Annotated in this window: 19 protein-coding genes; 9 read left to right on the top strand and 10 right to left on the bottom strand. The window is 73.0% G+C overall.

Annotated elements, in window-relative coordinates:
• Positions 1-37: 37 nt before the first annotated feature.
• Positions 38-1,000: a hypothetical protein gene (locus tag PV721_RS00095; protein ID WP_319720653.1), complete on the top strand. Its 963-nt coding sequence runs from the start codon at positions 38-40 to the stop codon at positions 998-1,000.
• Here PV721_RS00095 and PV721_RS00090 read toward each other — a convergent pair.
• Both PV721_RS00090 and PV721_RS00085 read right to left on the bottom strand, forming a co-directional pair.
• Positions 976-1,869, bottom strand: a complete 894-nt coding sequence (locus tag PV721_RS00090; RefSeq protein ID WP_319720652.1) for a pyridoxamine 5'-phosphate oxidase family protein — start codon at positions 1,867-1,869, stop codon at positions 976-978. The two genes, PV721_RS00095 and PV721_RS00090, sit on opposite strands and share 25 nt — an antisense overlap.
• On the bottom strand, positions 1,869-2,327 hold the full coding sequence (locus PV721_RS00085) for a VOC family protein (protein ID WP_319720651.1): 459 nt from the start codon (positions 2,325-2,327) through the stop codon (positions 1,869-1,871). Before PV721_RS00085 ends, PV721_RS00090 begins: the two co-directional genes overlap by 1 nt.
• A 131-nt stretch (positions 2,328-2,458) precedes the next feature.
• On the opposite strand from PV721_RS00085, the gene PV721_RS00080 reads away from it, so the two are divergent.
• Together PV721_RS00080 and PV721_RS00075 are read left to right on the top strand one after the other, a co-directional pair.
• Entirely contained in the window at positions 2,459-3,019 is a 561-nt protein-coding gene (locus tag PV721_RS00080; protein ID WP_319720650.1) for a CGNR zinc finger domain-containing protein, read from the top strand.
• Positions 3,020-3,292: 273 nt separating this feature from the next.
• A complete protein-coding gene (locus tag PV721_RS00075) occupies positions 3,293-6,616 on the top strand; it encodes a S8 family serine peptidase (protein WP_319720649.1) in 3,324 nt (1,107 codons plus the stop codon).
• A gap of 83 nt (positions 6,617-6,699) precedes the next feature.
• Here the strand turns inward: PV721_RS00075 and PV721_RS00070 are convergent, their stop codons facing one another.
• Positions 6,700-8,193, bottom strand: a complete 1,494-nt coding sequence (locus PV721_RS00070) for a M28 family metallopeptidase (protein WP_319720648.1) — start codon at positions 8,191-8,193, stop codon at positions 6,700-6,702.
• Between the two features lie 259 nt (positions 8,194-8,452).
• Here PV721_RS00070 and PV721_RS00065 point away from each other — a divergent pair, with 259 nt between their 5' ends.
• Complete coding sequence (locus tag PV721_RS00065) at positions 8,453-9,481, top strand: aspartate-semialdehyde dehydrogenase (RefSeq protein ID WP_319720647.1); 1,029 nt, start codon at positions 8,453-8,455, stop codon at positions 9,479-9,481.
• A gap of 164 nt (positions 9,482-9,645) precedes the next feature.
• Complete coding sequence (gene pepN, locus PV721_RS00060; RefSeq protein WP_319720646.1) at positions 9,646-12,237, top strand: aminopeptidase N; 2,592 nt, start codon at positions 9,646-9,648, stop codon at positions 12,235-12,237.
• Positions 12,238-12,529: 292 nt separating this feature from the next.
• Here the strand turns inward: pepN and PV721_RS00055 are convergent, their stop codons facing one another.
• From PV721_RS00055 to PV721_RS00040, 4 genes are read right to left on the bottom strand one after another with little or no spacing between them, the layout of a single operon-like run.
• Positions 12,530-13,429 carry a LysR family transcriptional regulator gene (locus PV721_RS00055; RefSeq protein WP_319720645.1) on the bottom strand — a complete coding sequence of 300 codons (900 nt, stop codon included), beginning with the start codon at positions 13,427-13,429 and terminating at the stop codon, positions 12,530-12,532.
• A gap of 10 nt (positions 13,430-13,439) precedes the next feature.
• Positions 13,440-14,369 carry a DMT family transporter gene (locus PV721_RS00050; RefSeq protein ID WP_319720644.1) on the bottom strand — a complete coding sequence of 310 codons (930 nt, stop codon included), beginning with the start codon at positions 14,367-14,369 and terminating at the stop codon, positions 13,440-13,442.
• A gap of 53 nt (positions 14,370-14,422) precedes the next feature.
• Entirely contained in the window at positions 14,423-15,355 is a 933-nt protein-coding gene (locus PV721_RS00045) for an EamA family transporter (RefSeq protein WP_319720642.1), read from the bottom strand.
• A 50-nt stretch (positions 15,356-15,405) separates the two neighbouring features.
• Positions 15,406-16,722 carry an MFS transporter gene (locus PV721_RS00040; RefSeq protein WP_319720641.1) on the bottom strand — a complete coding sequence of 439 codons (1,317 nt, stop codon included), beginning with the start codon at positions 16,720-16,722 and terminating at the stop codon, positions 15,406-15,408.
• A gap of 108 nt (positions 16,723-16,830) precedes the next feature.
• Between PV721_RS00040 and PV721_RS00035 the strand changes: the two genes are divergently transcribed.
• The gene (locus PV721_RS00035) at positions 16,831-17,322 is read left to right on the top strand and encodes a MarR family transcriptional regulator (protein ID WP_319720640.1); all 492 of its coding nucleotides are present in this window, start codon (positions 16,831-16,833) and stop codon (positions 17,320-17,322) included.
• Between the two features lie 118 nt (positions 17,323-17,440).
• Here the strand turns inward: PV721_RS00035 and PV721_RS00030 are convergent, their stop codons facing one another.
• Positions 17,441-17,680: a hypothetical protein gene (locus PV721_RS00030; protein ID WP_319720639.1), complete on the bottom strand. Its 240-nt coding sequence runs from the start codon at positions 17,678-17,680 to the stop codon at positions 17,441-17,443.
• Positions 17,681-17,700: 20 nt separating this feature from the next.
• Entirely contained in the window at positions 17,701-19,725 is a 2,025-nt protein-coding gene (locus tag PV721_RS00025) for a 4-alpha-glucanotransferase (protein ID WP_319720638.1), read from the bottom strand.
• Between the two features lie 201 nt (positions 19,726-19,926).
• On the opposite strand from PV721_RS00025, the gene PV721_RS00020 reads away from it, so the two are divergent.
• Positions 19,927-22,938: a beta-N-acetylglucosaminidase domain-containing protein gene (locus PV721_RS00020; protein WP_319720637.1), complete on the top strand. Its 3,012-nt coding sequence runs from the start codon at positions 19,927-19,929 to the stop codon at positions 22,936-22,938.
• A gap of 144 nt (positions 22,939-23,082) precedes the next feature.
• Here PV721_RS00020 and PV721_RS00015 read toward each other — a convergent pair whose 3' ends face one another.
• Entirely contained in the window at positions 23,083-23,619 is a 537-nt protein-coding gene (locus PV721_RS00015) for an HNH endonuclease (protein WP_189737015.1), read from the bottom strand.
• Between the two features lie 270 nt (positions 23,620-23,889).
• On the opposite strand from PV721_RS00015, the gene PV721_RS00010 reads away from it, so the two are divergent.
• Together PV721_RS00010 and PV721_RS00005 are read left to right on the top strand one after the other, a co-directional pair.
• Positions 23,890-24,987: a mechanosensitive ion channel family protein gene (locus PV721_RS00010; protein ID WP_319720636.1), complete on the top strand. Its 1,098-nt coding sequence runs from the start codon at positions 23,890-23,892 to the stop codon at positions 24,985-24,987.
• A gap of 130 nt (positions 24,988-25,117) precedes the next feature.
• Positions 25,118-26,356 (top strand): ROK family transcriptional regulator, encoded by a 1,239-nt coding sequence (locus PV721_RS00005; RefSeq protein ID WP_319720635.1) that lies wholly within the window; start codon positions 25,118-25,120, stop codon positions 26,354-26,356.
• Positions 26,357-26,397: the final 41 nt, after the last annotated feature.

Here is a 26,397-nt window from a genome sequence, read left to right as displayed (position 1 = left end):
GGTTAGCAAGGCCATGGCCTGAGGGAATCACCGCGTCATGAACCACAACGCACCCCTCCCCCTCGCCCACCTCACCGGTAGCCGCCCCCGCGTGCTCACCCTCGCCCAGCTGCGCGAGCACGGCGTCACCGCCTCCGACGCCGCCGAGCGGCCCTGGCAGCAGATCCTGCCGGGGGTGTTCCTGCTCCACTCCGGGCCCGCGACCAGCGAGGAGCGGCTGCACGCCGCCCTGCTGTACGCGGGGCGGCGCGGGGCGGGCGAGGCCATGATCACCGGGCTGGCGGCGCTGGCCCTGTACCGGTTCGCCTCCGCGCCCGCACTGCTCGCCCTCTCGCACATCGACGTACTGGTGCCCGGGACCCGGCGGCTGCGGTCCACCGGGGACGTGCGGATCGTGCGGGCGCACACCCCGCCCCGCTCCCAGGAGGTGACCGGCCTGCCGGTCGCGCCCGTCGCGCGGGCCCTCGCCGACGCCGTCGCCCAGCTCTCCGACGCCGGCACCGTACGCCGCCTGCTCAGCGAGGCCGTCCGCGGCGGGCACTGCGAACCGGCCGCCGTCGTACGGGAGCTGACGGTGGCCCGGGTGCTGAACCGGCCGCACGTGGTCGACGCGGTCGAGTCGCTCCTCGCCGAGGGGCGCGCCATCGCCGAGGACCGGCTGTACCACCTCGTACGGGGTTACGAGCTGCCCGAGCCCGTGTGGAACGTGGACCTGCGGCTGCCCGGCGGCCCGCACCTCGGCGGAGTGGACGCGTTCTGGCCCGAGCAGTCCGTGGCGCTGGAGATCGACACGCGCGCCCCGCGCCAGGGCGAGGACGAGGAGTGGTCGGAGTCCGTCCGCAAGCGGGAGACGCTGGAGCGGCTCGGGGTGACCGTCATCCACATCACCCCGCGCAAGCTCCGCGACTGGCCCGAGCAGCAGGCCGCGGTCGTCCGGACCGCCCTGACGGCGTCCGGCGACCGCGAGCCCGCCGCCTATCTGGTGGTGCTCCCCAGGTGAGGCGAGTACTCCGGGGTGCTCCAGAGCAGCCGCCCCGGATGCAGGCTCTCCACCACCGACTCCACCCGGAAGCGGGTGCGGCGGCTCCCGTCGGCCCCGAACTCCGTCTCGGCCCGGCCGCTCAGCTGGAGGACCGCCCCGCTCTCCCAGTCCGGGAAGAGCAGCCCCGCCCTCGGGTCGGCCGTCAGGTTCCCCAGGGTCAGGAACATGGCGTTGCCCGCGTAGTCCGGCCAGGCCAGCTCGGTGGGCGAGAGGACCTCGACGAAGCCGGGCAGCCCGCCGCGGTGGCTCGCGTCGACTCCGTCCGTCTCCGCGGTGGTGGCGACGAAGAAGGTGTCGGCGGCGCGGACGGCCCGTTCCTGGCCGGGGGTGAGCGCGGGCCCGCGCCCCAGGACACCGGCTCCTTGCGCGGCGAGCTCCAAGGGCTGCCGTTTCTGCAGGTACTTGGGGCAGTTGGCGAAGACCTGCTCGGCCCGGACGGCGAATCCGCGACCGGTCGTCTCCAGGGTCCCGTTCAGCCTCATCCGGCGCCGGGTGCGCGGGTCGAGCGCGATGGTGCCGACCCGGGTCCCGTCCGTGGCCAGCGCGTCGGCGAGCGGATCGCCCGCGGGCAGTCCGCCGGCGACCGTGATCCGGTCCGGCCCGGTGGCCCGCACGAAACCCGGCGGACCGGTGAGCAGGGAGGCCCACATCCGCCCCGAGGCGTCGGCCGCGCCGACGACGAGGTGCGGCTGGAGCCCGAGGAAGGCCGCGGCGACGTCCCGGACTCCCGCGCCGATCGAGCGGCCGACGTGTTCGGCGAGCTCGCGCACACCGACCCGCTCCTGCACGGCCCGCGCGCCCCAGTGGTAGGCCGGCGCCCCGGACATCAGAAGAAGCCGCAGGTCGGTGCGGATTCCACGGGGGCGGGTGCGCCCTCGGCCCCGGCCGGTACGGAGATCTCCAGGCGGGTCCCGTCGGGGTCGTGGAAGAAGATGCCGCCGGACGCCGCCCCCTCGCCGTGGGCGACGACCCCCTCGTACGCGAACTCGACGCCCAGGTCGCGCAGCCGCGCCTCGTACTCCCTCACCTCCCCGATCGCACCGGCGGAGAGCGCCAGGTGGTGCAGTCCGGCCGCGGCCGGGGCGTACGCCCCGTCGGCCTGCTGCCACAGGGTGAGGACGAGCTCGCCGTCCTGGCCGAGGAAGGCGAAGCGACGGTCCTGTTCCTTGCCCTCGCCCAGCACCTGGAAGTCGAGCACGTCCCGGTAGAAGGCGAGCGAACGGTCCAGATCGGTGACGTTGAGGCCTACGTGTCCGGTGCGGAGCCTGCTGATGGCGGTCGTCATGACGGGTCCTTCCCCGAGGGCGGCATGCGGAGTTCTAACCTTCTAAATCGAGATTAGAGGTTAGAGTCGAAGGCGTCAACCGCTCACGTACTCTTGAGGGGTTAGCGACCTGCCCAGGAGACGAGACGGACATGACGGCGGCGGACCCACGACCCCTGACCGGGGAGCCGGTCGCGCTCGACCTGCTCAACACCCGCTGGATGATCGACGGCGAGCCGCAGGACCTCTTCGCCGGAGCGGCCGGGCTGACCCGGGTGCAGGGGCTCGCGGTCTGGCTGGAGAGCACCGGCCTGGCCGGCCGCTTCCGCGCCGACGCCGCCACCCTCGTCCACCTGCTGACCGCGCGCGAGGCGCTGGCCCGCGCGGTCGCGGACCCGGCCGACGAGAGCGCCTGCACGCTGGTCGACGCCGTACTGGACCACGGCCGGATCCGCGCCACCCTGACCGCCGAAGGCCCCGGCGAGCGCGCCGAGTTCGACGACCCGACCTGGGGTCCGGCCTGGACGGCGGCCCGGGACTACCTGGAACTGCTCGTCGGCGCACCCGACCGGATCCGCAAGTGCGCATCCGAGACCTGCGTCCTGCACTTCCACGACACCTCGCGCAACGGCACCCGTCGCTGGTGCTCGATGGCCGCCTGCGGAAACCGGGCGAAGGCCTCGCGCCACTACGCGCGCACGCGCGAGCGCTGAGCGGGCGAAATCTGTCACACCCGGACCGGGGCGCGACCGCGCTCCGGGACTGCCACATGGCCGCCAAGTCGATAAATCAACTCACCAGCCCCTGAGGTTCGCACCACTGTGCCCCGGTACGGCCGCGCTGGCGCATACTCCGCAGTGGCGAGAGTCCGCCATGGCAGGTCTCGGTCAATGACAACTCTCCCCAAAGAGCTGTCGCGTGAGGAAAGCTGACCGGTCATCCGGCACCGAAATCCGGACCGTATCTTTCACTTACCAGGGATGCTGATGACCCTCGAATCCCCCAGCTCCATACCCGGGGCCAGACGCGTCGCACGCGTCGCGGCCGCGGCCGGCCTGGTCGCCGCCCTCGCGGCCACCGGCGCCGGGCCCGTGTTCGCGGCGACCGCCGCGGACAACCCGGGCACCACCCCGGCGGTCAAGTCCGCCGACCAGAAGCTCGGTTCGGCCGACGCCGAGCTGCTCCAGGAGGCCAAGGCCAAGGGTGACGCGAACGTCACCGTCATGGTCGCGACCGCCCCCGGCCAGACCAAGCAGGTGGCCGAACAGCTCGACGCCGTACAGGGCGCCTCGGTGGGCCAGACGTACGACAACCTCGGTTACGTGCGCGCCACCCTGCCCACCGGCAAGGCGGAGGCCGCGCTGAAGGCGGCTGCCAAGCTGTCCTCGGTGCACGGAATCGACCTGCGGCACGAGATCCAGCTGCCGGACCCCCGTCCCGACGCCAAGGGCGAGTCGGGCGCGGTCAAGAAGACCGCCGCCGAGACGTACCCGGCGCCGGACAAGAACACCCCGGCGAAGAACCCGTACAACCCGTCCTTCGAGACGGGCGCGGTCGATTTCGTCAAGAACAACCCGCAGGCCGACGGCCGCGGCGTGACCATCGGCATCATGGACTCGGGCGTCGACCTCGGCCACCCGGCCCTGCAGAAGACCACCACCGGCGAGCGCAAGATCGTCGACTGGGTGACGGCCACCGACCCGATCACCGACGGCGACGCCACCTGGCGCGCCCAGATCACCCCGGTCACCTCTGCCGGCGGCACCTTCACCGCGGGCGGCCAGAGCTGGAAGGCGCCCGAGGGCAACTTCCAGTGGAGCCGCTTCAGCGAGTCGATCACCGCCAACGGCGACATGAAGGGCGACGTCAACCGGGACGGGGACACCACCGACCGGTTCGGCCTGCTCTACGACGTCGCCGCCGGCACCGTCCGCGTCGACACCGACCAGGACGGCGACTTCACGAACAACGAGCCGATGAAGCCGTACAAGGACGGCTACCAGATCGGCTACTTCGGCACGGACAACCCGGCGACCGACGTCGCCGAGCGCATCCCGTTCGTGATCGAGATCCGCAAGGACGTCCCGATGGACCCGCTGGGCGGTGACTGGGTCGGCAAGAAGGCCGACTTCGTCAACGTCGGCATCATCGAGTCCGAGCACGGCACGCACGTCGCCGGCATCACCGCCGCCAACAGCCTCTTCGGCGGCAAGATGAACGGCGAGGCGCCCGGCGCGAAGCTCGTCTCCTCGCGCGCCTGCTCCTGGTCCGGCGGCTGCACCAACATCGCGCTGACCGAGGGCATGATCGACCTGGTCGTCAACCGCGGCGTGGACATCGTCAACATGTCCATCGGCGGTCTGCCGGCGCTGAACGACGGCAACAACGCCCGCTCCGAGCTCTACAAGAACCTCATCGACACCTACGGTGTCCAGCTCGTCATCTCGGCGGGCAACGAGGGCCCCGGTGTCAACACCATCGGCGACCCCGGTCTCGCGGACAAGGTCATCTCCGTGGGCGCCGCGGTCTCCAAGGAGACCTGGGCGGCCAACTACGGCTCCGGCGTGGCCAAGAAGTACAACATGTTCCCCTTCTCCTCGCGCGGTCCGCGTGAGGACGGCGGCTTCACGCCGACCATCACCGCCCCCGGCGCGGCCATCAACACCATCCAGACCTGGCTGCCCGGCGCGCCCGTGAAGGAGGCCGGCTACACCCTGCCGGCCGGTTACGGCATGCTCCAGGGCACCTCGATGTCCTCGCCGCAGGCGGCGGGCGCCAGCGCCCTGCTGATCTCGGCCGCCAAGCAGCAGAACATCAAGCTGACCCCGGCGAGCCTGCGCGTGGCGCTCACCAGCACCGCGAAGAAGATCGACGACGTCCCGGCGCACGCCCAGGGCTCCGGCCTGATCAACGTCCCCGGCGCGTGGGAGTCCATCCAGCGCGACGCGAAGGCCAACGAGTTCACCGTCAAGGCGCCGGTCGACACCGCGATCGACCAGTTCCTGAAGACCCCGGGCTTCGGCACCGGCCTCTACGACCGCGAGGGCGGCCTCAAGGTCGGCCAGAAGAAGGTCTACGACGTCGTCGTCACCCGCACCACGGGCGTGAAGTACGGCACCCGGCACAACCTGAGCTGGCGCAACAACGACGGCACCTTCAAGGTCATCGGCGGCTACGACTACGTCACGCTGCCGCTGAACAAGCCCGTCACCATCAAGGTCGAGGCCAAGGCCACGTCGGGCGGCGTCCACAGCGGCATCCTGCAGCTGGACGACGAGACCACCGAGGGCATCGACAAGCAGATCCTGACGACCGTCGTCGCGGCCGGCCCGCTGACCGCGCCGGCGTACACGCTGTCGGACACCTCCTCCGTGCAGCGCAACAGCCACAAGTCGTACTTCGTCACCGTGCCGCAGGGCGCGAAGACGCTGGAGGTCGCCCTCGGCGGTCTCCAGCCGGGCAGCCAGACGCGCTTCATCTCGATCCACCCGTACGGTGTGGGCGTCGAGGACAGCGCGACCACCCAGTGCTACCCGAACTACGACAACCCGGCCAACACCTGCCGCCCCGACCTGCGTTCGTACGCCGACCCGCAGCCGGGCGTCTGGGAGATCGAGGTCGAGTCGCGCCGTACGTCGCCGCTGCTCGACAACCCGTTCAAGCTGGACGTCTCCGTCCTCGGCGCGGGCTTCGACCCCGCGGTCAAGGTCCTGCCCGAGGTCAAGCAGGGCACCCCGGCGCCGGTCCAGTGGACCGTCAAGAACGACGCCGCGGCCATCTCCGGCGGCAAGCTCAAGGGCGGACCGCTCGGCTCCGCGAAGGTCGCCAAGCCGACCATCGCGAACGGTGAGACCCAGACCTCCGAGGTCACGATCGGCGAGGGCGTCTCCCGCCTCGACGTCGCCATCGGCAAGGTCTCCGACACCGGTGCGGACCTCGACCTCGAGGTCTACAAGGACGGCGTCAAGGTCGGCTCCTCCGCCGACGGCGACTCCGAGGAGGCCGTGAGCCTGGTCAACCCGGGCGCCGGCACCTACAGCATCAAGGTCATCGGCTACGCGATCCCGGCCGGCACCACCACGTACGACTACCGCGACGTGTTCTTCTCGGCCGCCCTGGGCTCCGTCCAGGTCGACGAGGCCGCCGCGGTGAACCTCGCCAACGGCGCCACGGCGTCCGTCTCGGCGAACGTCCTGGTCAACAGCGCGGCCCCCGAGGGCCGTCAGTTCTTCGGCCAGGTCCAGCTGCTCAACGCCCGCGGCACCGCCGCCGGCACCGGCAGCGTGCAGATCGAGAAGGTCCTCCCGTAACCCGGTAGGAACCTGCGACGACAGCGGGGGCGGTGCTCGTACGAGCACCGCCCCCGCCCGTTTCCCCCGGCCGCGCCGCGGGCCTACGTGCCCAGCGAGCGCAGCGACTCGGCGTAGGTGCCGACCGCGTGCGCGATCACGTCCAGGTTGGTGTCGAAGGCCTTGAGGTCCAGGTTCTTCAGGTTGTCGCCCGCCCCGTGGTAGTTCGGGTCGTACGGGGCGCCCGCGGTGCCGCCGTGGCGCTCGGCCTGCTCGGCGGTCTTGATGCCCTCGGCGCCGGTGAAGGTGCCGCCGGCCGGGATGCCGTTCGCGATGAAGGGGCCGTAGTCGGAGCGGCCGTCGAAGTCGCTGCCCTCGTGCGGCTTGCCCTTCTTGTCGAGGAAGCCGTTGATCAGCGCCTCGATCTGCGCCGAGCCCGCCGGGCCGGCGCCCGCGCCCGTCTTGTCGGAGTCGTCGCCGTCGTAGACGAACTGGACCGGGTTCGGCGAGGCGATCATGTCGAAGTTCAGGTAGAGCGCGATGTCCTTCTTCTGCTTCTCGGACAGCTGCGCGACGTAGTGCTCCGAGCCCAGCAGGCCCAGCTCCTCCGCCGACCACCAGGCGAAGCGGACCTTGTTGGCGGGCCCCCTGCCCTTCTTGTTGGCGCCCTCGCCGGCCAGCTCCAGCGCCACCTCCAGCAGACCGGCCGAGCCTGAGCCGTTGTCGTTGATGCCCGGGCCCTCGGGGACCGAGTCCAGGTGCGCGCCGACGGTCACCACCCGGTCGGAACGGCCGCCCCTGGTCTCGGCGATCACGTTGCGGGTGGTCTTCTTCACCTGCTCCTGGTCCAGGTCCAGGCGTACGGTCACCTCGCCCCGGTCCGCTGCCGCGGTCAGCGCCTCGCCGTCGGCCAGCGTGATGCCGGCGCTCGGGATGATCCCCTCGTCGGGCGAGGAGAACCCGCCGCGCACCGGGGTGGTGCCGCTGTGGTTGTAGACGATGATGCCGAGGGCGCCGGCCGCGGCGGCCGCCCGCTGCTTCTCCACGAAGGTGCAGGCACCCCGCTTGACCAGGGCGATCTTCCCGGTGAAGGCGCCGGCCCGGTAGTCGTCCGCCGTGCAGCCGGGGGTCTCGTCGACCCGTGCGAGGGCGAGCGGGGCGGCGAGGCCGCCGGCAGGGGTGGACCTGGTGAAGGTGAAGGCGGCGGTGGCCAGCTCGCGGCCCCCGGCGCCCTCGGCGCCGCCGAAGACGAAGGCCTTCTCCGTCTTCGTGTGCGCCTCGTAGATGTCGAAGTCCTGGTACGAGACCTGGTAACCGGCCTTCTTCAGCGTGTCGTGCACGTAGGCGGCGGAGGCCGCGTGGCCGGGCGTACCGGCGGCGCGGTTGCCGCCGTTGGCGTCGGCGATCTGCTGGAACTTCGCCAGGTGGCGGTGGGCGCCGCGGACGGTGACCTCCTCCACCAGCTCCTTGGCGAGCCGGCCCTCCCGCGGGTGGGCGGCCGCCGGAGCGGCGGTCAGCAGGACGGGTGCGGCGACGGCGGCGGCCGCGAGGGCGGCGAGCGCCGGTATGGACCGGCGGCGGTGGCGGATGACGCGCACGGTGGATCTCCCCGAGTCGGATGTTCGTTCTACGGTCGGCCATGTCCGGAATGCGGTCATGACAGATCGGACGCTAACCGGCTCCGACCTGGCAAAAGGGATGTTCAGAGGCCCTGCAACACGCCCGCCACGGACTCGTCACACACGTTCACGTTCAGGACACCGTCCGTTCCTCGGACAATGGATTGGACAAGGCTCGTGGGGTCGAACGCATGATGGCTCCACGCGCGCCCGCGTCGTACGTACCAAAGGAGTCACCGTGAGGGTCGGAATCGTCGGAGCCACCGGACAGGTCGGCGGAGTCATGCGCGGCATCCTCGCCGAGCGGAAGTTCCCGGTGGACGAGCTGCGGCTGTTCGCCTCGGCCCGTTCCGCGGGCTCCACCCTCCAGTGGGAGGGCCGGGAGATCACCATCGAGGACGCCTCCACGGCCGACTACTCGGGCCTGGACATCGTGCTGTTCTCCGCGGGCGGCGCGACCTCCCGGGCGCTGGCCGAGAAGGTCGCCTCCCAGGGCGCCGTCGTGATCGACAACTCCTCCGCCTGGCGCCGCGACCCGGAGGTGCCCCTCGTGGTCTCCGAGGTCAACCCGCACGCGATCAAGAACCGCCCCAAGGGCATCATCGCGAACCCGAACTGCACCACCATGGCCGCGATGCCGGTGCTGCGCCCGCTGCACGACGAGGCCGGCCTGTCCGCGCTGATCGCCACCACCTACCAGGCCGTGTCCGGCTCGGGCCTGGCCGGCGTGGCCGAGCTCAAGGGCCAGGCCTGCGCGGTCTCCGAGGCCGCCGACCAGCTGACCTTCGACGGCGGCGCGGTGGACTTCCCGGAGCCGGCCGTCTACAAGCGCCCCATCGCCTACAACGTCGTCCCGCTCGCGGGCTCGATCGTCGACGACGGCTCCTTCGAGACCGACGAGGAGCAGAAGCTCCGCAACGAGTCCCGCAAGATCCTGGAGATCCCGGAGCTCAAGGTCTCGGGCACCTGCGTGCGCGTGCCGGTCTTCTCCGGCCACTCCCTCCAGATCAACGCCCGCTTCGACCGCCCGATCAGCGTCGAGCGCGCGTACGAGCTCCTGAAGGACGCCCCGGGCGTCGAGCTGTCGGAGATCCCGACCCCCCTCCAGGCCGCCGGCAAGGACGCCTCGTACGTGGGCCGCATCCGCTCCGACGAGACGGTGGAGAACGGCCTCGCGCTGTTCCTCTCGAACGACAACCTCCGCAAGGGCGCGGCCCTGAACGCGGTCCAGATCGCGGAGCTCGTCGCGGAGGAGCTCCGCGGCTGACGCCGCCCGCACGACGAAGGGGAGGAGGCCCGCGCGGCTTCCTCCCCTTTCGCCGTATCCGGCCTGTTTCCGCCGCCGTGTTCGCCGGTGGATTACTCCGCGCCGGTGGCGTCCCCCTCGTGGAAGGATGACGGGGCAACGTCACCATCAAAGGAGATGACCGCGTGCCAGGCACGAATCTCACCCGTGAAGAGGCCCAGCAGCGGGCAAAGCTGCTCACCGTCGACTCCTACGAGATCGAACTCGATCTCAGCGGAGCGCAGGAGGGCGGCACCTACCCGTCCGTGACCACCGTGCGCTTCCAGTCGGCCGAGGCCGGGGCCGAGACCTTCATCGACCTGGTCGCACCGGCCGTGCACGAGGTCGTCCTCAACGGCAGGTCGCTGGACGTCGCGGCGGTCTTCCGGGACTCCCGCATCGCCCTGGACCACCTGGCGGCCGGGGCCAACGAGCTCCGGGTCGTCGCGGACTGCGCGTACACGAACACCGGTGAGGGCCTGCACCGCTTCGTGGACCCGGTCGACCAGCAGGCCTACCTCTACACCCAGTTCGAGGTGCCGGACGCGCGGCGGGTCTTCGCCAGCTTCGAGCAGCCCGACCTGAAGGCCACGTTCCAGTTCACCGTGACGGCGCCCGAGGGCTGGACGGTCATCTCGAACTCGCCCACGCCGGAGGCCGCGGACGTCAAGGACAACGTCTGGCGCTTCGAGCCGACCCCGCGCATCTCCTCGTACATCACGGCGCTGATCGTCGGGCCCTACCACGCGGTGCACAGCTCGTACGAGGGCAAGGACGGCCAGTCCGTCCCGCTCGGCATCTACTGCCGTCCCTCGCTCGCCGAGTTCCTCGACGCGGACGCGATCTTCGACGTGACCCGGCAGGGCTTCGACTGGTTCCAGGAGAAGTTCGCCTACGACTACCCCTTCGCCAAGTACGACCAGCTCTTCGTCCCCGAGTTCAACGCGGGCGCCATGGAGAACGCGGGCGCGGTCACCATCCGCGACCAGTACGTCTTCCGCTCGAAGGTGACGGACGCGGCGTACGAGGTGCGCGCGGAGACCATCCTCCACGAGCTCGCCCACATGTGGTTCGGCGACCTCGTCACCATGGAGTGGTGGAACGACCTGTGGCTGAACGAGTCCTTCGCCACCTACACGTCGATCGCCTGCCAGGCGTACGCGGAGGGCTCGAAGTGGCCGCACGCGTGGACCACGTTCGCCAACTCCATGAAGACGTGGGCCTACCGGCAGGACCAGCTGCCGTCCACGCACCCGATCATGGCGGACATCCGTGACCTCGACGACGTCATGGTCAACTTCGACGGCATCACGTACGCCAAGGGCGCCTCGGTGCTCAAGCAGCTCGTCGCCTACGTCGGCATGGAGGCCTTCTTCAAGGGCGTGCAGGCGTACTTCAAGGCGCACGCCTTCGGGAACACGCGCCTGTCGGACCTGCTGGGCGCCCTGGAGGAGACCTCGGGCCGCGACCTGACCGCCTGGTCGAAGGCCTGGCTGGAGACGGCCGGCATCAACATCCTGCGCCCCGAGATCACCACTGACGCGGACGGCCTGATCACGGCCTTCGGCATCCGCCAGGAGGCGCCCGCGCTGCCCGCCGGCGCCAAGGGCGAGTCCACCCTGCGCCCGCACCGCATCGCGGTCGGCCTGTACGAGCTCCAGGACGGCGCCCTCGTGCGCACCGACCGGATCGAGCTGGACATCGACGGCGCGCTCACCACGGTGCCGGAGCTCGTCGGCCGGGCCCGCCCGGCGGTCGTCCTGCTGAACGACGACGACCTGTCGTACGCGAAGGTCCGCCTCGACGAGGAGTCCCTCGCCACGGTCACGGCGCACATCGGCGACTTCGCGGAGTCCCTGCCGCGCGCGCTGTGCTGGGCCTCCGCCTGGGACATGACGCGGGACGGCGAGCTCGCCACCCGCGACTACCTCGCGCTGGTCCTCTCCGGCATCGGCAAGGAGTCCGACATCGGCGTCGTCCAGTCGCTGCACCGCCAGGTGAAGCTGGCCGTGGACCTGTACGCCGACCCGGCGTGGCGGGAGCAGGGCCTGGCGGCCTGGACCGAGGCCACGCTGGAGCACCTGCGTGCGGCGGCGCCGGGCAGCGACCACCAGCTGGCGTGGGCGCGGGCCTTCGCGGCCACCGCCCGTACCGAGGGGCAGCTGACCTACCTGTCGGCGCTGCTCGACGGCGCGGCGGAGGTCGAGGGCCTGGCCGTCGACACCGAGCTGCGGTGGACGTTCCTGGAGCGGCTCGCCGCGACGGGCGTTGCCGAGGAGGCGGCCATCGCGGCGGAGCTGGACCGGGACCCCACGGCCGCCGGTGAGCGCCACGCGGCGACCGCGCGCGCGGCGCGGCCGACGGCGGAGGCCAAGGCCCAGGCGTGGGCCTCGGTGGTGGAGTCCGCGGACCTCCCCAACGCCGTGCAGGAGGCCGTGATCGGCGGCTTCGTCCAGACCGACCAGCGCGAGCTGCTGGCCCCGTACACCGCGAAGTACTTCGCGGCGGTCAAGGAGGTCTGGGACACCCGCAGCCACGAGATCGCGCAGCAGATCGCGGTGGGTCTGTACCCGACGCTCCAGGTCTCTGCGGACACCCTGGACGCGACGGACGCGTGGCTGGCCTCGGCCGAGCCGAACGCGGCCCTGCGCCGCCTGGTCTCGGAGTCCCGCGCGGGCGTCGAGCGCGCGCTGAAGGCCCAGGCGGCCGACGCCGCTGCCGCTGCCGCTCAGGTCTAGAGGCCTCCGGGCTCCGCCCGCACCCGCGGAAGCAACGTCTCCCGCGGGTGCGGCGCCGTTCCCGGGGACCAGCCCCCGGGCCCCCGCGCCTCAAACGCCGGCGGGGCTGGATCTTCCAGCCGTCCGACGTTCGAGGACCGGGTCCGGGCGGAGCCCGGGTATTTCAGCCCGCCCGGCGTTTGAGGGCACGGGCGCGCAGCGCACGTACGGGGTCCGGGGCACAGCCCTGGGAAACGGTGAAGGGGCGGGGCGGGGAGACGGCTCCGCGCAGCGGCCCATCCGCGGCCTGCGGTCAGCGCTCCGCGGCGACGGCGCGCAGGGCGGCCAGCACGTGGGACAGGGCGGGCGCGGATTCGGCGCCCCGCCGGACCGCGGCGATCACGTGCCGCGTCGGCCGGTCCTGCGACAGCACCCGCACCGCCACCCCCGAGGCCCGGCTCGACACCATGCGCGGGACCAGCGCCACCCCCATCCCCGCCTCGACCATGGCCAGGATCGCCGTCCAGCCGGAGGCCGAGTGCGCCTGCTCCGGGACGAAGCCCGCCGCCTCGCACGCGGTGCGGGTGATCTCCGACCAGGGGCCGCTGCCCCCGTAGATCCACCGGTCGCCGGACAGGTCCGCCAGCCGCAGGCCGGCCGCGGCCGCCAGCGGATGCCCCGGCGGGAGCGCCACGTCCAGCGGGTCCTCCAGGAGCGTCACCCGGGTGAACCGGGCGTCGCGCGCGGTCGGCGCGTGGGCCGCCAGCGACAGCGCCAGGTCCACTCCCCCGGCCGACAGGAGCTCGTACGACTCCGCCGCCTCGGCCTCCCGGACCCGTACCTCCACCCCCGGACGGGTCGTGCGCAGCGCCGCCACGGCCGGGACCACGAGCGCGGGCACGGCCGTGGAGAAGGCACCGACCCGTACCTCCCCCGCGTCCCCGGCCAGATAGCCGGCCAGTTCCGCGTCGGCCGCCTCCAGCTGTGCGAACACCGCCTCCGCGTGCCGCAGGACGAGGTGGGCCGCGTCGGTGAGGCGGACCCGCCGGCCCTCGGCCTCCAGCAGGGTCACCCCCAGCTGCCGCGCGAGGTTCGTCAGCTGCTGCGAAACGGCCGAGGGCGTCATGTGCAGCGCCTCGGCCGTCGCGGTCACGGTCCCCTGTTCGGCGAGGGCCCGCAGGATCCGCAGCTTCTTGATGTCCCACTCGGTCATGGGCCCGAACCTACCGCCGGGCACCGAGCCCGACACCGCCCAGGATCAGCGCCATGCAGAGCAGTTGCGCGGGTCCGGTCTGCTCGCCCAGGAGCAGGAAGCCGAGCCCGGCCACGCACACCGGCTGGAGGTAGTAGACGACGCCGGCGCGGGCCGCCCCGATGATCGAGATCGCCTTGTTCCAGGCGAAGAAGGCGACGGCCGAGGAGAACACCCCGACGTACAGCAGCGGACCGACGGTCCCCGTGGTGATCTCGAAGCCTCCCTGGACGGAGACGGAGACGGCGTAGACGGGTGCCAGCATCAGCGCGCCCAGGACGAAGGTGGTGATCAGGAAGGCGAGTCCGCCCAGTTCGGCGGGCTTGCGCCGCAGCAGGGCGCTGTACGTGGCGAAGGAGAGGGCGGCGCCGAACATCCACAGGTCGCCCGCGCCGAAGTCGAATCCGAGGGAGCCGTCGCCGACGAGCAGCAGCACGCCGAAGGCGGCGAGCAGCATCCCGAAGGTCCGCCGGGGGCCGAGCCGTTCGCCGCCGAGGCGGGCGTAGAGCGCCATGATGACGGGCGAGGCGGCCATGATCATGCCCATGTTGGAGGCGGAGGTGGTCAGTCCGGCCTGGTGCACGAGCGTGTTGTAGAGGGCGACGCCGAACAGCGAGGCGAGGGCGATGTGGCCGAAGTGCCGCCGGATCAGGGCCCGCTGCTGCCAGGCCTGGCGGGCGGCGAAGGGGGCGACGGCGATCAGGGCGATGATCCAGCGCCAGAAGACCGCCTGCACGGGCGGGACGGTCTCGGCCATTCCCCGGGTGGCCACGAAGCTGCCGGACCAGACGAGCGTCGCGGTCAGGGCGAGGAGGACGCCGAGTCCGGCGGCCCCCTTCTTCCCCGTGCGGCCGGGCTCGGCGTGCGAAACGGTACGGACGCGGTCGCGGTCGCGGTCCATGACGGCCACTGTGTGTCTCCCCCTCGGAGTCGGTCCGGCTCTTTGTCGTCGGACTACCGTCGCATCCCGTCATCGGTCAGGTCCATCGAAATGTTTCGATCGTTCTTTTCAGTAGAACTGAACGGTTGGGGGGTGCGGGCGGCCGCCAGCTGACCGGCGACGGTGGCTCCGAAGGCGATCGCCATGCCCACGAGCTGTACGGGCGACAGCGCCTGGCCCAGGGCGGCCCAGCCGATGACGGCGGCGGTGAGCGGGGAGAGCGGTCCGAGCAGGGTGACCGAGGTGGCGGTGAGCTGTCCGATGCCGCGGAACCAGAGCCAGTACGCGATACCGGTGTTGATCAGCATCATGTAGCCGTAGCCGAGGAAGGCCTTGCCGTCGAGCGCGGGCGGGGCTCCCTCGACGAGGGCGGCGACCGGGATGATGAACAGCCCGCCGGCGGTGAGCTGCCAGCCGGTCATCGCCAGCGGGCCGACTCCTTCGGGACGGCCCCAGCGCTTGGTCATGACGGTGCCCGCACCCATCGAGGCGGAGGAGATCACGCCGGCGACGACGCCGACGGCGTCGAGTCTCGCCTCGGCGGTGAGGACGACCATGCTCACGCCGAACGCTCCCACGACGGCCGCCAGTACGGTGCGCAGGCTCGCCCGCTCCCCGAGGACGAGGGCGGCGAGTCCTACGACGAACAGCGGGCCGACGGCGCCCAGTACGGCGGCGACACCGCCGGGGAGCCGGTAGGCGGAGAGGAAGAGGAGCGGGAAGAAGGCGCCGATGTTGAGGATGCCGAGGACGGCGGACTTCCACCACCACTCGCCCTTGGGCAGGGTGCGGGCCAGGGCGGTCAGCAGCAGGCCGGCGGGCAGGGCCCGCATGACCCCGGTGAACAGCGGCCGGTCGGGCGGCAGCAGTTCGGTGGCCACGGCATAGGTGGAGCCCCAGGAGACGGGGGCGAGGGCGGTCAGGGCGACGGTGGCGAAGCGCTTCATGGCGGGTGGCTCCTCGATCGGGTGAGGAAGGCGGGACCGGGCGGGAGGGTTCAGGCGGCGACGGTCGGCCGGCGCTCGGGGTCCGCGCCACCGCCGGCGGCACCGGCGGCGACCGGCGGCTCGGCGTGCACGGCCTCGGCCGGCAGGTGCCGCTCCAGCCGGAGCAGCGCCAGGGCGGCGCCGAGTGCGGCGACGGTGAGGACGGCCCAGGGCAGGCGGCCGTCGACGGCGAGCAGGGCGGTGAAGAGGGAGGGGGCGAGCGCGCCGGCCAGCGAGTAGGACAGCTGGTAGGTGGCCAGGTAGCGGCCGCGGACGGCCTCGGGGGCGGCGGAGACCGACAGGGCGCCGCCGGAGGGGCTGTGCACCAGTTCGCCGAGGGTGTAGACGACGACGATGGCCAGCAGGGCGACCAGGGTCACGGTCTGCCCCGGGCGCAGGGTGCCGAGGACGATCTGCCCGACGAAGGCGGCGGCGAAGAGCAGGGCGCCGAGGGCGGCCGAGCGGGTGCGGCGGGCGCCGGAGCGGCGGACCCGGCCCGCGATCAGCACGCCGATCCCGGCGCACAGGACGGTGTTGACGGTGAAGGCGGCTCCGGTGAGGGAGTCGGGGGCAGCCAGCCAGGTGGAGAGGTAGAGCGGGAAGAGGACGGAGAGGGCGGAGTAGCCGAGCGCGGTGAGGAAGTTGGCGGCGGTGAGTCCGAGGAAGGGGCGGTCGCGCAGGACCATCCGGTACCCGGCAGCCGCCCGCTTGGCGGAGCCGGCCGCGCCGTCGCGGAGCGGGCGGACCCGGCTGACGAGCAGTCCGGCGAGGACGAAGGCCAGCGAGTTGCCCCAGGCGGTGTACGTGAATCCGCCGGTCCCCCACAGCGCCAGCACTCCGGAGACGAGCAGGGCGCCCGCGCCCATCCCGGCATTCTGCAGGGCCCGGGTGGACGCCTGGAGCCGGTCGCGGGCGGCGCCCTGCGCCACCTCTCCGATCAGGGACTGCTGGACGACGCTGAAAGAGCGGTCGGCGAGCGCGGTGACGAGGGCGACGGCCGCGAAGGCGGGCAGGGAGCTCGCGAAGGGGAAGAGGGCGAAGCCGAGCGCCCGGATCCCGTAGAGCAGCAGGTTGACCTTCTTGGCGCCGAGGCGGTCGACGGCCGAGCCGGCCAGCGGCATGAACGCCAGTCCGGCCAGCCCCGTGACCGTCATGACGAGGCCGACGAGGGTGAGGGAGAGGCCGGTGACGTGGTGGAAGAAGACGAGCGAGAACGGGACGTACATGCCGATCCCGATCGCACTGATGCCGATGCCGAGGAGCAGCGACCGCTCCCCCGCGACCTTCGCCTCCCCGGCTGTCGCTGTCCTGCTCCTGAACACTGCCATGACGGCCCCTCCCCCAGATTCGGTTGCTCGTAAGTAGCTTAGCGCTAAGCTACTTTCCGTCAAGCAACTTTCTTGCGAACAATCTCAGGGAAGCGGAATACTGCACTCATGAGTGAGGACAAGGACGCCGTCGACGCGATCACGGCCCAGTGGTTCGCCGTGCGCCCGGACCTGGACACGGCCCCCATGGCCGTCTTCGGACGCATCTACCGGATCGCCAAGGCCATGGGCGACGCGATGGAAGAGCGCTACTCGCGCTTCGGGATCTCGCGCGGGGAGTTCGACGTCGTCGCCACCCTGCGCCGTTCGGGCGCCCCGTACACCCTCTCGCCCCGCCAGCTCTCGGCCACGCTCATGCTCACCACGGGCGGCATGACCGGGCGGCTGGACAAGCTGGAGAAGGCCGGGCTGCTCTGCCGCAAGCCCGATCCGCACGACCGGCGGGGGCTCCAGGTGACGATCACCGACCGCGGCCTCGCGCTCATCGACGAGGCGGTCGCCGCCGGCCTGGAGGTGCAGCGCGACGCGCTGAGCGGGCTGAGCGACGAGGAGGTCGGCGTACTCACCGGCCTGCTGCGCAAGCTACTGGCCGGCATCTGAGGCGTCTGCGGACACGACGAGGCGCCGGGGGTCGCCACACGGCCGAGACGAATCGGCGGTGCGGACCCCCGGCGCCCGGAAAGTCCTGCGGTCCCGACCCCGGGGGGGTCGGACCTGTTCAGGCCTGCTTCTGCTGCCGGTCCGACTTGTCGAGGATCATCACGAGACCCGCGATGACCAGGAACAGCACGATCGGCAGGGCCACGTACAGGCCGAGCGTCTCGCCGACGCTCAGGCCCGGGCCCGGGTCGTCACCGTCGTCGCGGGTCAGCGCGAGGGCGGGAGACGTCATCAGCAGCATCATCAGCGTCGTTCCGGCCGTGACGGCGCCGGCGCGCAGAGCGTTCTTCTTGTCCACGGTGCAAACGTAGCGAACACCTAAACGGGGCGCGCGCCCGGGGGTGCCGTACGAGGTCGCACGCCCTCTGCCAGCGCCCCCAGCAGGCCGTTCGCCCGGGGCGAGGCGACCAGCTCCTCCAGCGTCAGCGGCCGCCCCCCGGCATCGGCCACCGGAAGCCGCCAATTGGGGTACTGGTCCCAGGTGCCGGGCAGGTTCTGCGGCCGCCGGTCCCCCACCGCATCCGGCAGCCATACGCCGACCAGCCGCGCGGGGGTGCGCAGCAGGAACTCGTACAGCGCCCGTACGGCGGCCTCCTCGCCCTTGGTCTCCAGGCCGAGCCGGTCCAGCAGTTCCAGCCACTCGGCGGTGTCGGCGGCGTCCTCGGCCCGTTCCTGCGCGGCCGGGCGGGTCAGCAGGCCGAGCCGGTCGCGCAGTTCCACATGCGCCCCGGCGAGCTTGGCGGCCGTGGGCGGCAGGTCGTGGGTGGTGGCGGTGGCCAGGCAGTCGGCCCGCCAGGCCTGCGGCGGGAGCGGGCTCCCGGTGCCGGCCCAGTCCCGCTCGAACCAGAGCACCGAGGTGCCGAGCACCCCGCGGCGGGCCAGCTCCTGACGCACCCGCGGCTCCACCGTCCCGAGGTCCTCGCCGATGACCAGGGCGCCGGCCCGGTGGGCCTCCAGGACCAGGATGGCCAGCATGGCCTCGCCGTCGTAGCCGACGTAGGTGCCCTCGGCGGGCGGGGTCCCCTCCGGGATCCACCACAGCCGGAACAGGCCCATGACGTGGTCGATCCGCAGCGCGCCGGCGTAGCGGAACACCGCGCGCAGCAGGGCCCGGAAGGGGGCGTAGGCGGTGGCGGCCAGCCGGTCCGGGCGCCACGGCGGCAGCCCCCAGTCCTGGCCGCGCGCGTTGAAGGCGTCCGGCGGGGCCCCGACCGAGATGTGCCCGGCGTAGCAGGGCGACCCGAAGACGTCGGAGCCCTGCGGGTGCACCCCGACGGCCAGATCGTGCACGATGCCGACCGTCATGCCCGCCTCCCTGGCGGCCCGCTGGGCGGCGGCGAGCTGGCCGTCCGTCAGCCAGACCAGCCAGCGGTGGAAGTCGCGGCGCTCCTCCGGGTCCTCCCCCGCGTGCCCGGCGCACCAGGCGGCGTGCACGTCCAGCGGAGCGCCCTGCTCGGCGAGGAACGCGCGGTAGGCCGCCTCGCGCTCGGGCGTGCGCGGGACGGCGTACAACAGCTCCAGGGCCTGCCGCTTGAGGTCCCACACGGCGTCCCGGTCGATGAGCGCACCCTTCTCCAGCACCTCGCGGCGCAGTTGCGCACCCTGCCCGGCGAGTTCGGCGAGGGCCGCGCGGTCGGGGCAGTCGGCGTACTCCGGGACGTCCTCGATCCGCAGGTGGACCGGATCCGGGAAGCGGCGCGAGGACGGCCGGTACGGGGAGGGGTCGGTCGGGGTGCCGGGCACGGCCGCGTGCAGCGGGTTGACCTGGATGAAGCCGGCGCCGTGGGTGCGGCCGGCCCAGCGGGCGAGCGCCGCGAGGTCGCCGAGGTCGCCCATGCCCCAGGAGCGCTCGGACAGCAGGGAGTAGAGCTGGACGAGCAGCCCGTGGGCCCGCGCGGTCGCGGCGGGGGCCCGCTCCGGGGCCACGACCAGGGTGGCCCCGGTGGTCCGCCCGTCGGCTGCCCGCGCGGTGAGCCGGTGGACACCCAGGGGCAGTCCGGGGCCCCACGCGAGCTCCTCCCCCGTCTCCTCGGCCACCACGCGGACCCGGGTGCCCGGCGGGAGGGCGGCGGGCACCGGCGGCACGGGCTCCCCCTGCCAGAGCACCACCGTCGGCGGCAGGAGCCGCGCGGCCGCCTCCCGCGACTCCTCCTCGGCGGACACCCGGATGCTCTCGGCGTCGTCCGTGACCACCCCGAGCAGCCCGAGGACGGCCTTGACGGTGGCCTCCGGCACCTGGACGGTGACGTCCTCGGCGGGCTGGTAGGCGGTGGCGATGCCGTACAGGGCAGCGAGCCGGGCCAGGTCGTCCATCAACGGGCGCTCCTTCGTGCGTGCGGGCATGACGGCATGAGGGTGAGTCAGAAGCGTGGTGCAGAAGGGCGGGGCGCCGCCGGGGAACACGGCAGCCATACCCACTCGGAGGGACCGCATTCCTGGCACATACGGGTCAGATCACCCACCCGCATTGACACTCCAGCCGCACGGGTGGTGGGCTCGGGCTCATTCGTGCGAGTGGGGAACGTCTCGGGACGAGGAGGCTCTGTGCAGCTCAGGGGCAGGAAACGGTCGACGGCCGCCGCCATCGCGGTGATCGGGTCGCTGCTCGGCGGCGCCGTGGCCGCCGCGCCGCCCGGCACCCTCACGGCGCCCTCCGCCCCGGACACGCCGACCCGCACGCCGGCCGGCGGCGGCGCCGCGGTCGGTGCCAACGGCACCGTCGGCCCCGTGCTCGACCCCGGCGCCGACACCCCCAGGGCGGCCTCCGAGGGGCCCGCCGTGTGGCCGCGCCCGCAGTCGATGACCGCCGATCCGGCGCGCGAGGTGCCGCTGGGCGCGGAGGCCGTGCTGGTGGCGCCGGCCGACGCCGATCCGTACGCGCTCCAGGTGGTGCGGGACGCCCTGCGCCGGGCGGGCGTACGCACCCTCCACGAGCCCGCCCCGGGGGCGCCGGTGCCCGAGCGGGGCACCGTCGTGCGGCTCGACGACGCAGGTGCCGAGCAGGCGCTGCGGGCGCTGGGCGCGGCCGCGGCGAAGGACCTGCCGAGCGGGGGCTACCGGCTGGCGGTGGGGCGGCCCGGCGGCCGGGACACGGTCGCGCTGGCCGGCGTGGGGGACGCGGGGCTGTTCCACGCGGCGCAGACGCTGCGCCAGCTGCTCGCGGCGGGCCGCGGGAAGGTGCCCGGGGTACTGGTGCGGGACTGGCCGATCGCGCCGGTGCGCGGGATCACCGAGGGCTTCTACGGGCAGCCGTGGACCAACGAACAGCGCCTCGCGCAAGTGGACTTCATGGGGCGCACCAAGCAGAACCGGCTGTTGGTCGCGCCCGGGGACGACCCGTACCGGACGACGGGCTGGCGCACGGACTACCCGCAGGCGCAGCAGGAGGAGTTCCGCGCGCTGGCCGAACGGGCCCGCGCCAACCAGGTGGTCCTGGCCTGGGCGGTGACCCCCGGCCAGTCGATGTGCCTGTCCTCGGCGGCCGACCGGGCGGCGCTCGCGCGCAAGCTGGACGCGATGTGGGACCTGGGCTTCCGCGCGTTCCAGGTGCAGTTCCAGGACGTCAGCTACTCGGAATGGGGCTGCCGCGCGGACCGGGAGCGGTACGGGAAGGGCCCGGCGGCGGCCGCGAAGGCGCACGCGGAGGTCGCGAACGAGCTGGCCGCGCACCTGGCAGCCCGGTATCCGGGCGGGCCCGCCCTGTCGCTGCTGCCGACGGAGTACTACCAGGAGGGCGCCACCTCCTACCGGACGGCCCTGGCGGGCGCGCTGGACGCGCGGGTGGAGGTGGCCTGGACGGGCGTCGGCGTGGTGCCGCGCACGATCACGGGCAGGGAACTGGCCGGGGCGCGCTCCGCCCTGGGGCAGCAGCCCCTGATCACCATGGACAACTACCCGGTCAACGACTGGGATCCGGGCCGCATCTTCCTCGGCCCGTACGCGGGCCGCGATCCCGCGGTGGCGGGCGGCTCGGCGGCGCTGCTGGCCAACGCGATGCAGCAGCCGATCCTGTCGCGGATCCCGCTCTTCACGGCCGCGGACTTCGCCTGGAACCCGCGCGGCTACCGGGCCGGCGAGTCCTGGCAGGCGGCGGTGCGCGATCTCGCGGGCTCCGACCCGCGGGAGCGCGAGGCGGTGGCGGCGCTGGCCGGGAACACCGCGTCGTCGGGTCTGAAGCAGGAGGAGTCCGCCTATCTGAAGCCGCTGGTCGAGCAGTTCTGGAAGGCCCGCGCCACGGGCGACCCGGCGGCCGGGGCCGAGCTGCGCAAGGCGTTCACGGTCCTGCGCGAGGCCCCCGGCCGGCTGCCGGCCCTGTCGGACGAGGCGGGGCCCTGGCTGGAGCGGCTGGCGCGCTACGGAAAGGCCGGCGAACTGGCCGTGGACGTCCTGCAGGCCCAGGCCCGCGGGGACGGGGCCGCCGCCTGGCAGGCCTCCCGGGCCCTGGCCGAGGCCCGCAAGGCGCTGGCGGAACCGGGGCCGGCCCGGGTGGACAAGGCCGTCCTGGAGCCCTTCCTGACGAAGGCTGCGGCGGAGGCGGACGCCTGGACCGGCGCCGCCCGCACCACGGGCACGGTGACGAAGGAACCGGAGGCCTGGACGGTCCGGCTGAACACCGCGCGCCCGGTGTCGGCGGTGACCGTGATGACGGAGCCGTTCCCGGCGGGGACGCGGGGCGCGGCGGTGGAGGCGCACGTACCGGGCGAGGGCTGGCGCAAGGTCGCCGACGCCGCGGCCTCGGGCTGGACCCAGGTGGACACGGCCGGACTGAGCGCGGACGCGGTACGGCTGTCCTGGGCCGGAACGGGCGCCGCGCCCGTGGTGCACCGGGTGGTCCCGTGGTTCGGGGACGGCCCGCGCGCCCGCTTCGAACTGACGGACGGGGCCGCGGCCGACGCCGAGATCGGCGGCGCCCCGCGGCGGGTTTCGGCGCAGCTGGTCGCGCTGGGCCCCGGCGAGGTCCGCGGGCAGCTGTCGGCGCGGCCGCCGGCGGGCATAGAGGTCCGCCTCCCGGAGGCCGCGGTGGCGCCGCGCGGCGGGCAGGTGTCGATCCCGCTGGAGGTCGTGGTGGCGCCGACCACCGCGCCGGGCACCTACCAGGTCCCGGTCACCTTCGACGGCGAGACCCGGATCCTGACCGTACGGGCCGTGCCCCGCACCGGCGGCCCGGACCTGCTGCGCACCGCGCGGGCGAGCTCCTCGGCGGACGAGACCCCCGATTTCCCGGCCTCGGCGGCCGTGGACGGCTCCGCGACCACCCGCTGGTCCTCACCGCCGGTGGACGGAGCCTGGTGGCAGGCACAGCTGCCCGCCCCCGCCCGTGTCGGCCGGCTGGAGCTGCACTGGCAGGACGCGTACCCGTCCGCCTACCGGGTGGAGACCTCCGCGGACGGTGTCACCTGGCGCCCGGCGGCGTCCGTCACCGCCTCCGCGGGCGGCCACGAGTCGATCCGCCTGGACGCGCCCGACACCCGCTTCCTCCGCATCACGTGCGACCGCCGCGCCACCCGCTACGGCTGCTCCCTCTGGTCGGCGGAGGCCTACGCGGTCACGCCGTAGCCCCGGCCGGGGCTACGGCCGGGGCTGGATTCCAGCCTCGCCGGCGTTGGGGGCGCGGGGCCGGGGCCCGGGGAGGCCGGGCCGCGGCCGGCCGACGGGCGCAACCCGGCGGGGTCCCGCTGCGAAGCCCCCGGCGGGGGCCCGTCAAGACGCCGCGACCCCGATGCGCTCCAGCGCGTCCTCGGCGCCGTACGGCTGGAGGTACGGCATCCAGCGGGGGTCCCGGTGCCCGGTCCCGATGATCCGCCAGGCCAGCCCGGAGGGGGGCGCCGGCTGGTGGCGCAGGCGCCAGCCCAGCTCCAGCAGGTGCCGGTCGGCCTTGACGTGGTTGCAGCGGCGGCACGCGGCGACGACGTTGTCCCAGGCGTGCTGTCCGCCCCGGCTGCGCGGGATGACGTGGTCGACGCTGGTGGCGACGGCGCCGCAGTACATGCAGCGGCCGCCGTCCCGCGCGAACAGGGCGCGCCGGGTGAGTGGAACGGGCCCCCGGTAGGGGACCCGCACGAAGCGCTTGAGCCGTACCACGCTGGGAGCGGGGACGACCCTCGTCGCGCTGTGCAGATAGGCGCCGGATTCCTCCAGGGAGACCGCTTTGTTCTCCAGGACGAGGACGAGCGCGCGGCGGAGCGGTACGACGCCGAGGGGCTCGTACGACGCATTGAGGACCAGGACGTGCGGCACGGACTGCCTCCTTGTACGTCGGCGGCGCGTGGCTCGCGCCGGGACGATCTGCTCTCCAGTCTCTCCTTACGGCTGGTCGAAGCGCCACCACGCGCCCGTAACGGGTCCGAGGTGTTTTCAACCACAGTCAGTCATCCCCAGGTGAGTCTGGTCTCTCCCTCGAACACGGCACCAAGGTGAAGGGATTGCCCCGTTAGTGTGGTTGGTCTGGCCCGCACGACTTCCCCCGGGCTCCGTCCGGGGGGACCCCCAGCGGGCAGACCGCTATACATGGAGGTTCCCGTCGTGCCCTGGCCCGCCGCTCTGCTGCCGTTGGCAGCCGACGTTCCGGACGCGCCCGCCTCGGTCAAGGAGGCGCAGGCCAGCGTCACCGAGGCCGCGAGCTTCATCGAGCAGAACTGGGCCACCTGGCTGAGCATCGGCCTGCGCATCCTGCTGATCGTGGTGATCGCGGCGGTCATACGCTCGGCGGTCCGCAAGGCCCTGACCAAGCTGATCAACCGGATGAACACCAGCGCCGAGGCGGTCGAGGGCACCGCGCTCGGCGGGCTGCTCGTCAATGCCGAGCGGCGGCGCCAGCGTTCGGAGGCGATCGGCTCGGTCCTGCGGTCGGTGGCCTCGTTCCTGATCCTCGGCACGGCCGCGCTGATGGTGCTGGCCGCACTGAAGATCGATCTGGCCCCGCTCCTGGCGAGTGCCGGTGTGGCCGGTGTGGCCATCGGTTTCGGCGCGCGGAACCTGGTCACGGACTTCCTGTCCGGCGTCTTCATGATCATGGAGGACCAGTACGGCGTCGGCGACAAGATCGACGCGGGCGTGGCCTCGGGCGAGGTCATCGAGGTCGGGCTGCGCGTGACCAAGCTGCGCGGGGACAACGGCGAGATCTGGTACGTGCGCAACGGCGAGATCAAGCGGATCGGCAACCTCAGCCAGGGCTGGGCGACCGCGGGCGTGGACGTCCAGGTCAAGCCCACGGAGAATTTGTCGCGGATCCGCGAGGTGGTCCAGGAGGTCGCCGACACCCTGGTGAAGGCCTCCCCGTGGGACGAGCGCCTGTGGGGTCCGGTAGAGGTCCTCGGCCTGGACGAGGTGCTGCTCGCCTCGATGACGGTGAAGGTGTCGGCGAAGACCATGCCGGGCCAGCAGTTCGCGGTGGAGCGGGAACTGCGCTGGCGGATCAAGGAGGCCTTCGACGCCGCGGGCATCCGGATCATCGGCGGCCCGCCGGCCGGGGAGGACGAGGACGAGGCCCCTGCGGACCCCTCGGCCTCCGTCGCCGCGCCGTCGGCACTGGCGAACCCGGCCTCCCCGCAGTCGCTGGCCACCGCCCCGATCCCGTCGCCGGCCGGTCCGCGGATCACGAAGTAGCCGCCCCCGTTCCGCCCCCGCTGCCCCGCAGGTCATTCGCGAATGACCTGCGGGGCAGCGGCATTGACACGGATCACACGGTGATAGGAAACTTACCTAACAGATCGCCTCGGTGAGGGAGACCCGCTCGATGCCCGCCGCCACGCCCGGAACGCCCAGTCTGTTGCGCGCCATGAACGACCGGGCCGCGCTCGAACTCCTCCTGACGCACGGCCCGCTGTCGCGGACCCGCATCGGGCACCTGACCGGACTGTCCAAACCCACCGCCTCCCAGCTGCTGGCCCGCCTGGAAGCCGCCGGACTCGTCCTGGCCACCGGCACCGACGGCGGCCGCCCCGGCCCCAGCGCCCAGCTGTACGCGCTCAACCCCCGCGCCGCGTACGTCGGCGGGCTCGACGTCACCCCGGGGCGCGTGCTGGCGGCCGTCGCCGACCTCGCCGGGACGGTGATCGCCTCCCACGAGGTCCCGTACACCGAGGGCGCCCAGGCCGTGGACCAGGTGACCGAGGCCCTCGGCGGGGCCGTCAAGGCCGCCGGGCTGCACCGCTCCGACCTGCACCGGGTGGTCATCGCCACCCCGGGCGCCTTCGATCCGCAGAGCGGCCGGCTGCGCTACGCGAGCCACCTGCCCGGCTGGCACTCCCCCACCCTGCTCGAAGACCTGGCGGCGGCCCTGCCGATGCCCGTGGAGTACGAGAACGACGTCAACCTCGCCGCCGTCGCCGAGCAGCGCCTCGGCGCGGCCCGCGGCCACGAGGACTTCGTACTGCTCTGGAACGAGGAAGGCCTCGGCGCCGCGCTGGTGCTCGGCGGCAGGCTGCACCGCGGCTGGACCGGCGGCGCGGGCGAGGTGGGCTTCCTGCCCGTGCCCGGCCGCCCCCTGGTCCGGCAGGTCACCCGGGCCAACTCGGGCGGTTACCAGGAGCTGGCCGGCGTGGAGGGACTGCCCCGGCTCGCCGCGGAACTGGGCATGGAGGCCGCGCCCGGGCCCGCCTCCGACGGCCATCACGGCCCGCACAGCCCCGAGGTCGCCGCCGCCGTCGCCCTGCTCGGGCAGGCGGCCGCCGCTCCCGAGGGCGCGCACCTGAGCTTCCTCCAGTCCTACGCCACGGCCCTCGCCACCGGTCTCGCCTCGCTCGTCGCCGTGCTGGACCCGGAGATCGTGGTCCTGTCCGGGGCCGCGATCAGCGCGGGCGGCGAGCCGCTGCGCGCGCTGCTGGAGGCCGAGCTCGCCGAACTGGCTCCCTCCCGGCCCCTGCTGGTCCCCGGCGAGGTACGGGAACGGCCGGTCCTGCACGGCGCTCGCTGCGGCCGACCTAAAAGGGTTAGACTTGCGTGGTCGCGGAAGCATCAAAAACAACAAAGCTGACCGGCAGCAGAATGGCAGTATGGAGACACAGCACATTTGAG

Origin of the sequence: Streptomyces sp. MB09-01, assembly GCF_033794505.1 — a bacterium.
In the GTDB taxonomy this organism is placed as follows: Bacteria; Actinomycetota; Actinomycetes; order Streptomycetales; family Streptomycetaceae; genus Streptomyces.
Note: the sequence above shows the minus strand (reverse complement) of the source record. Positions and strands in the feature narration are given on the sequence as shown.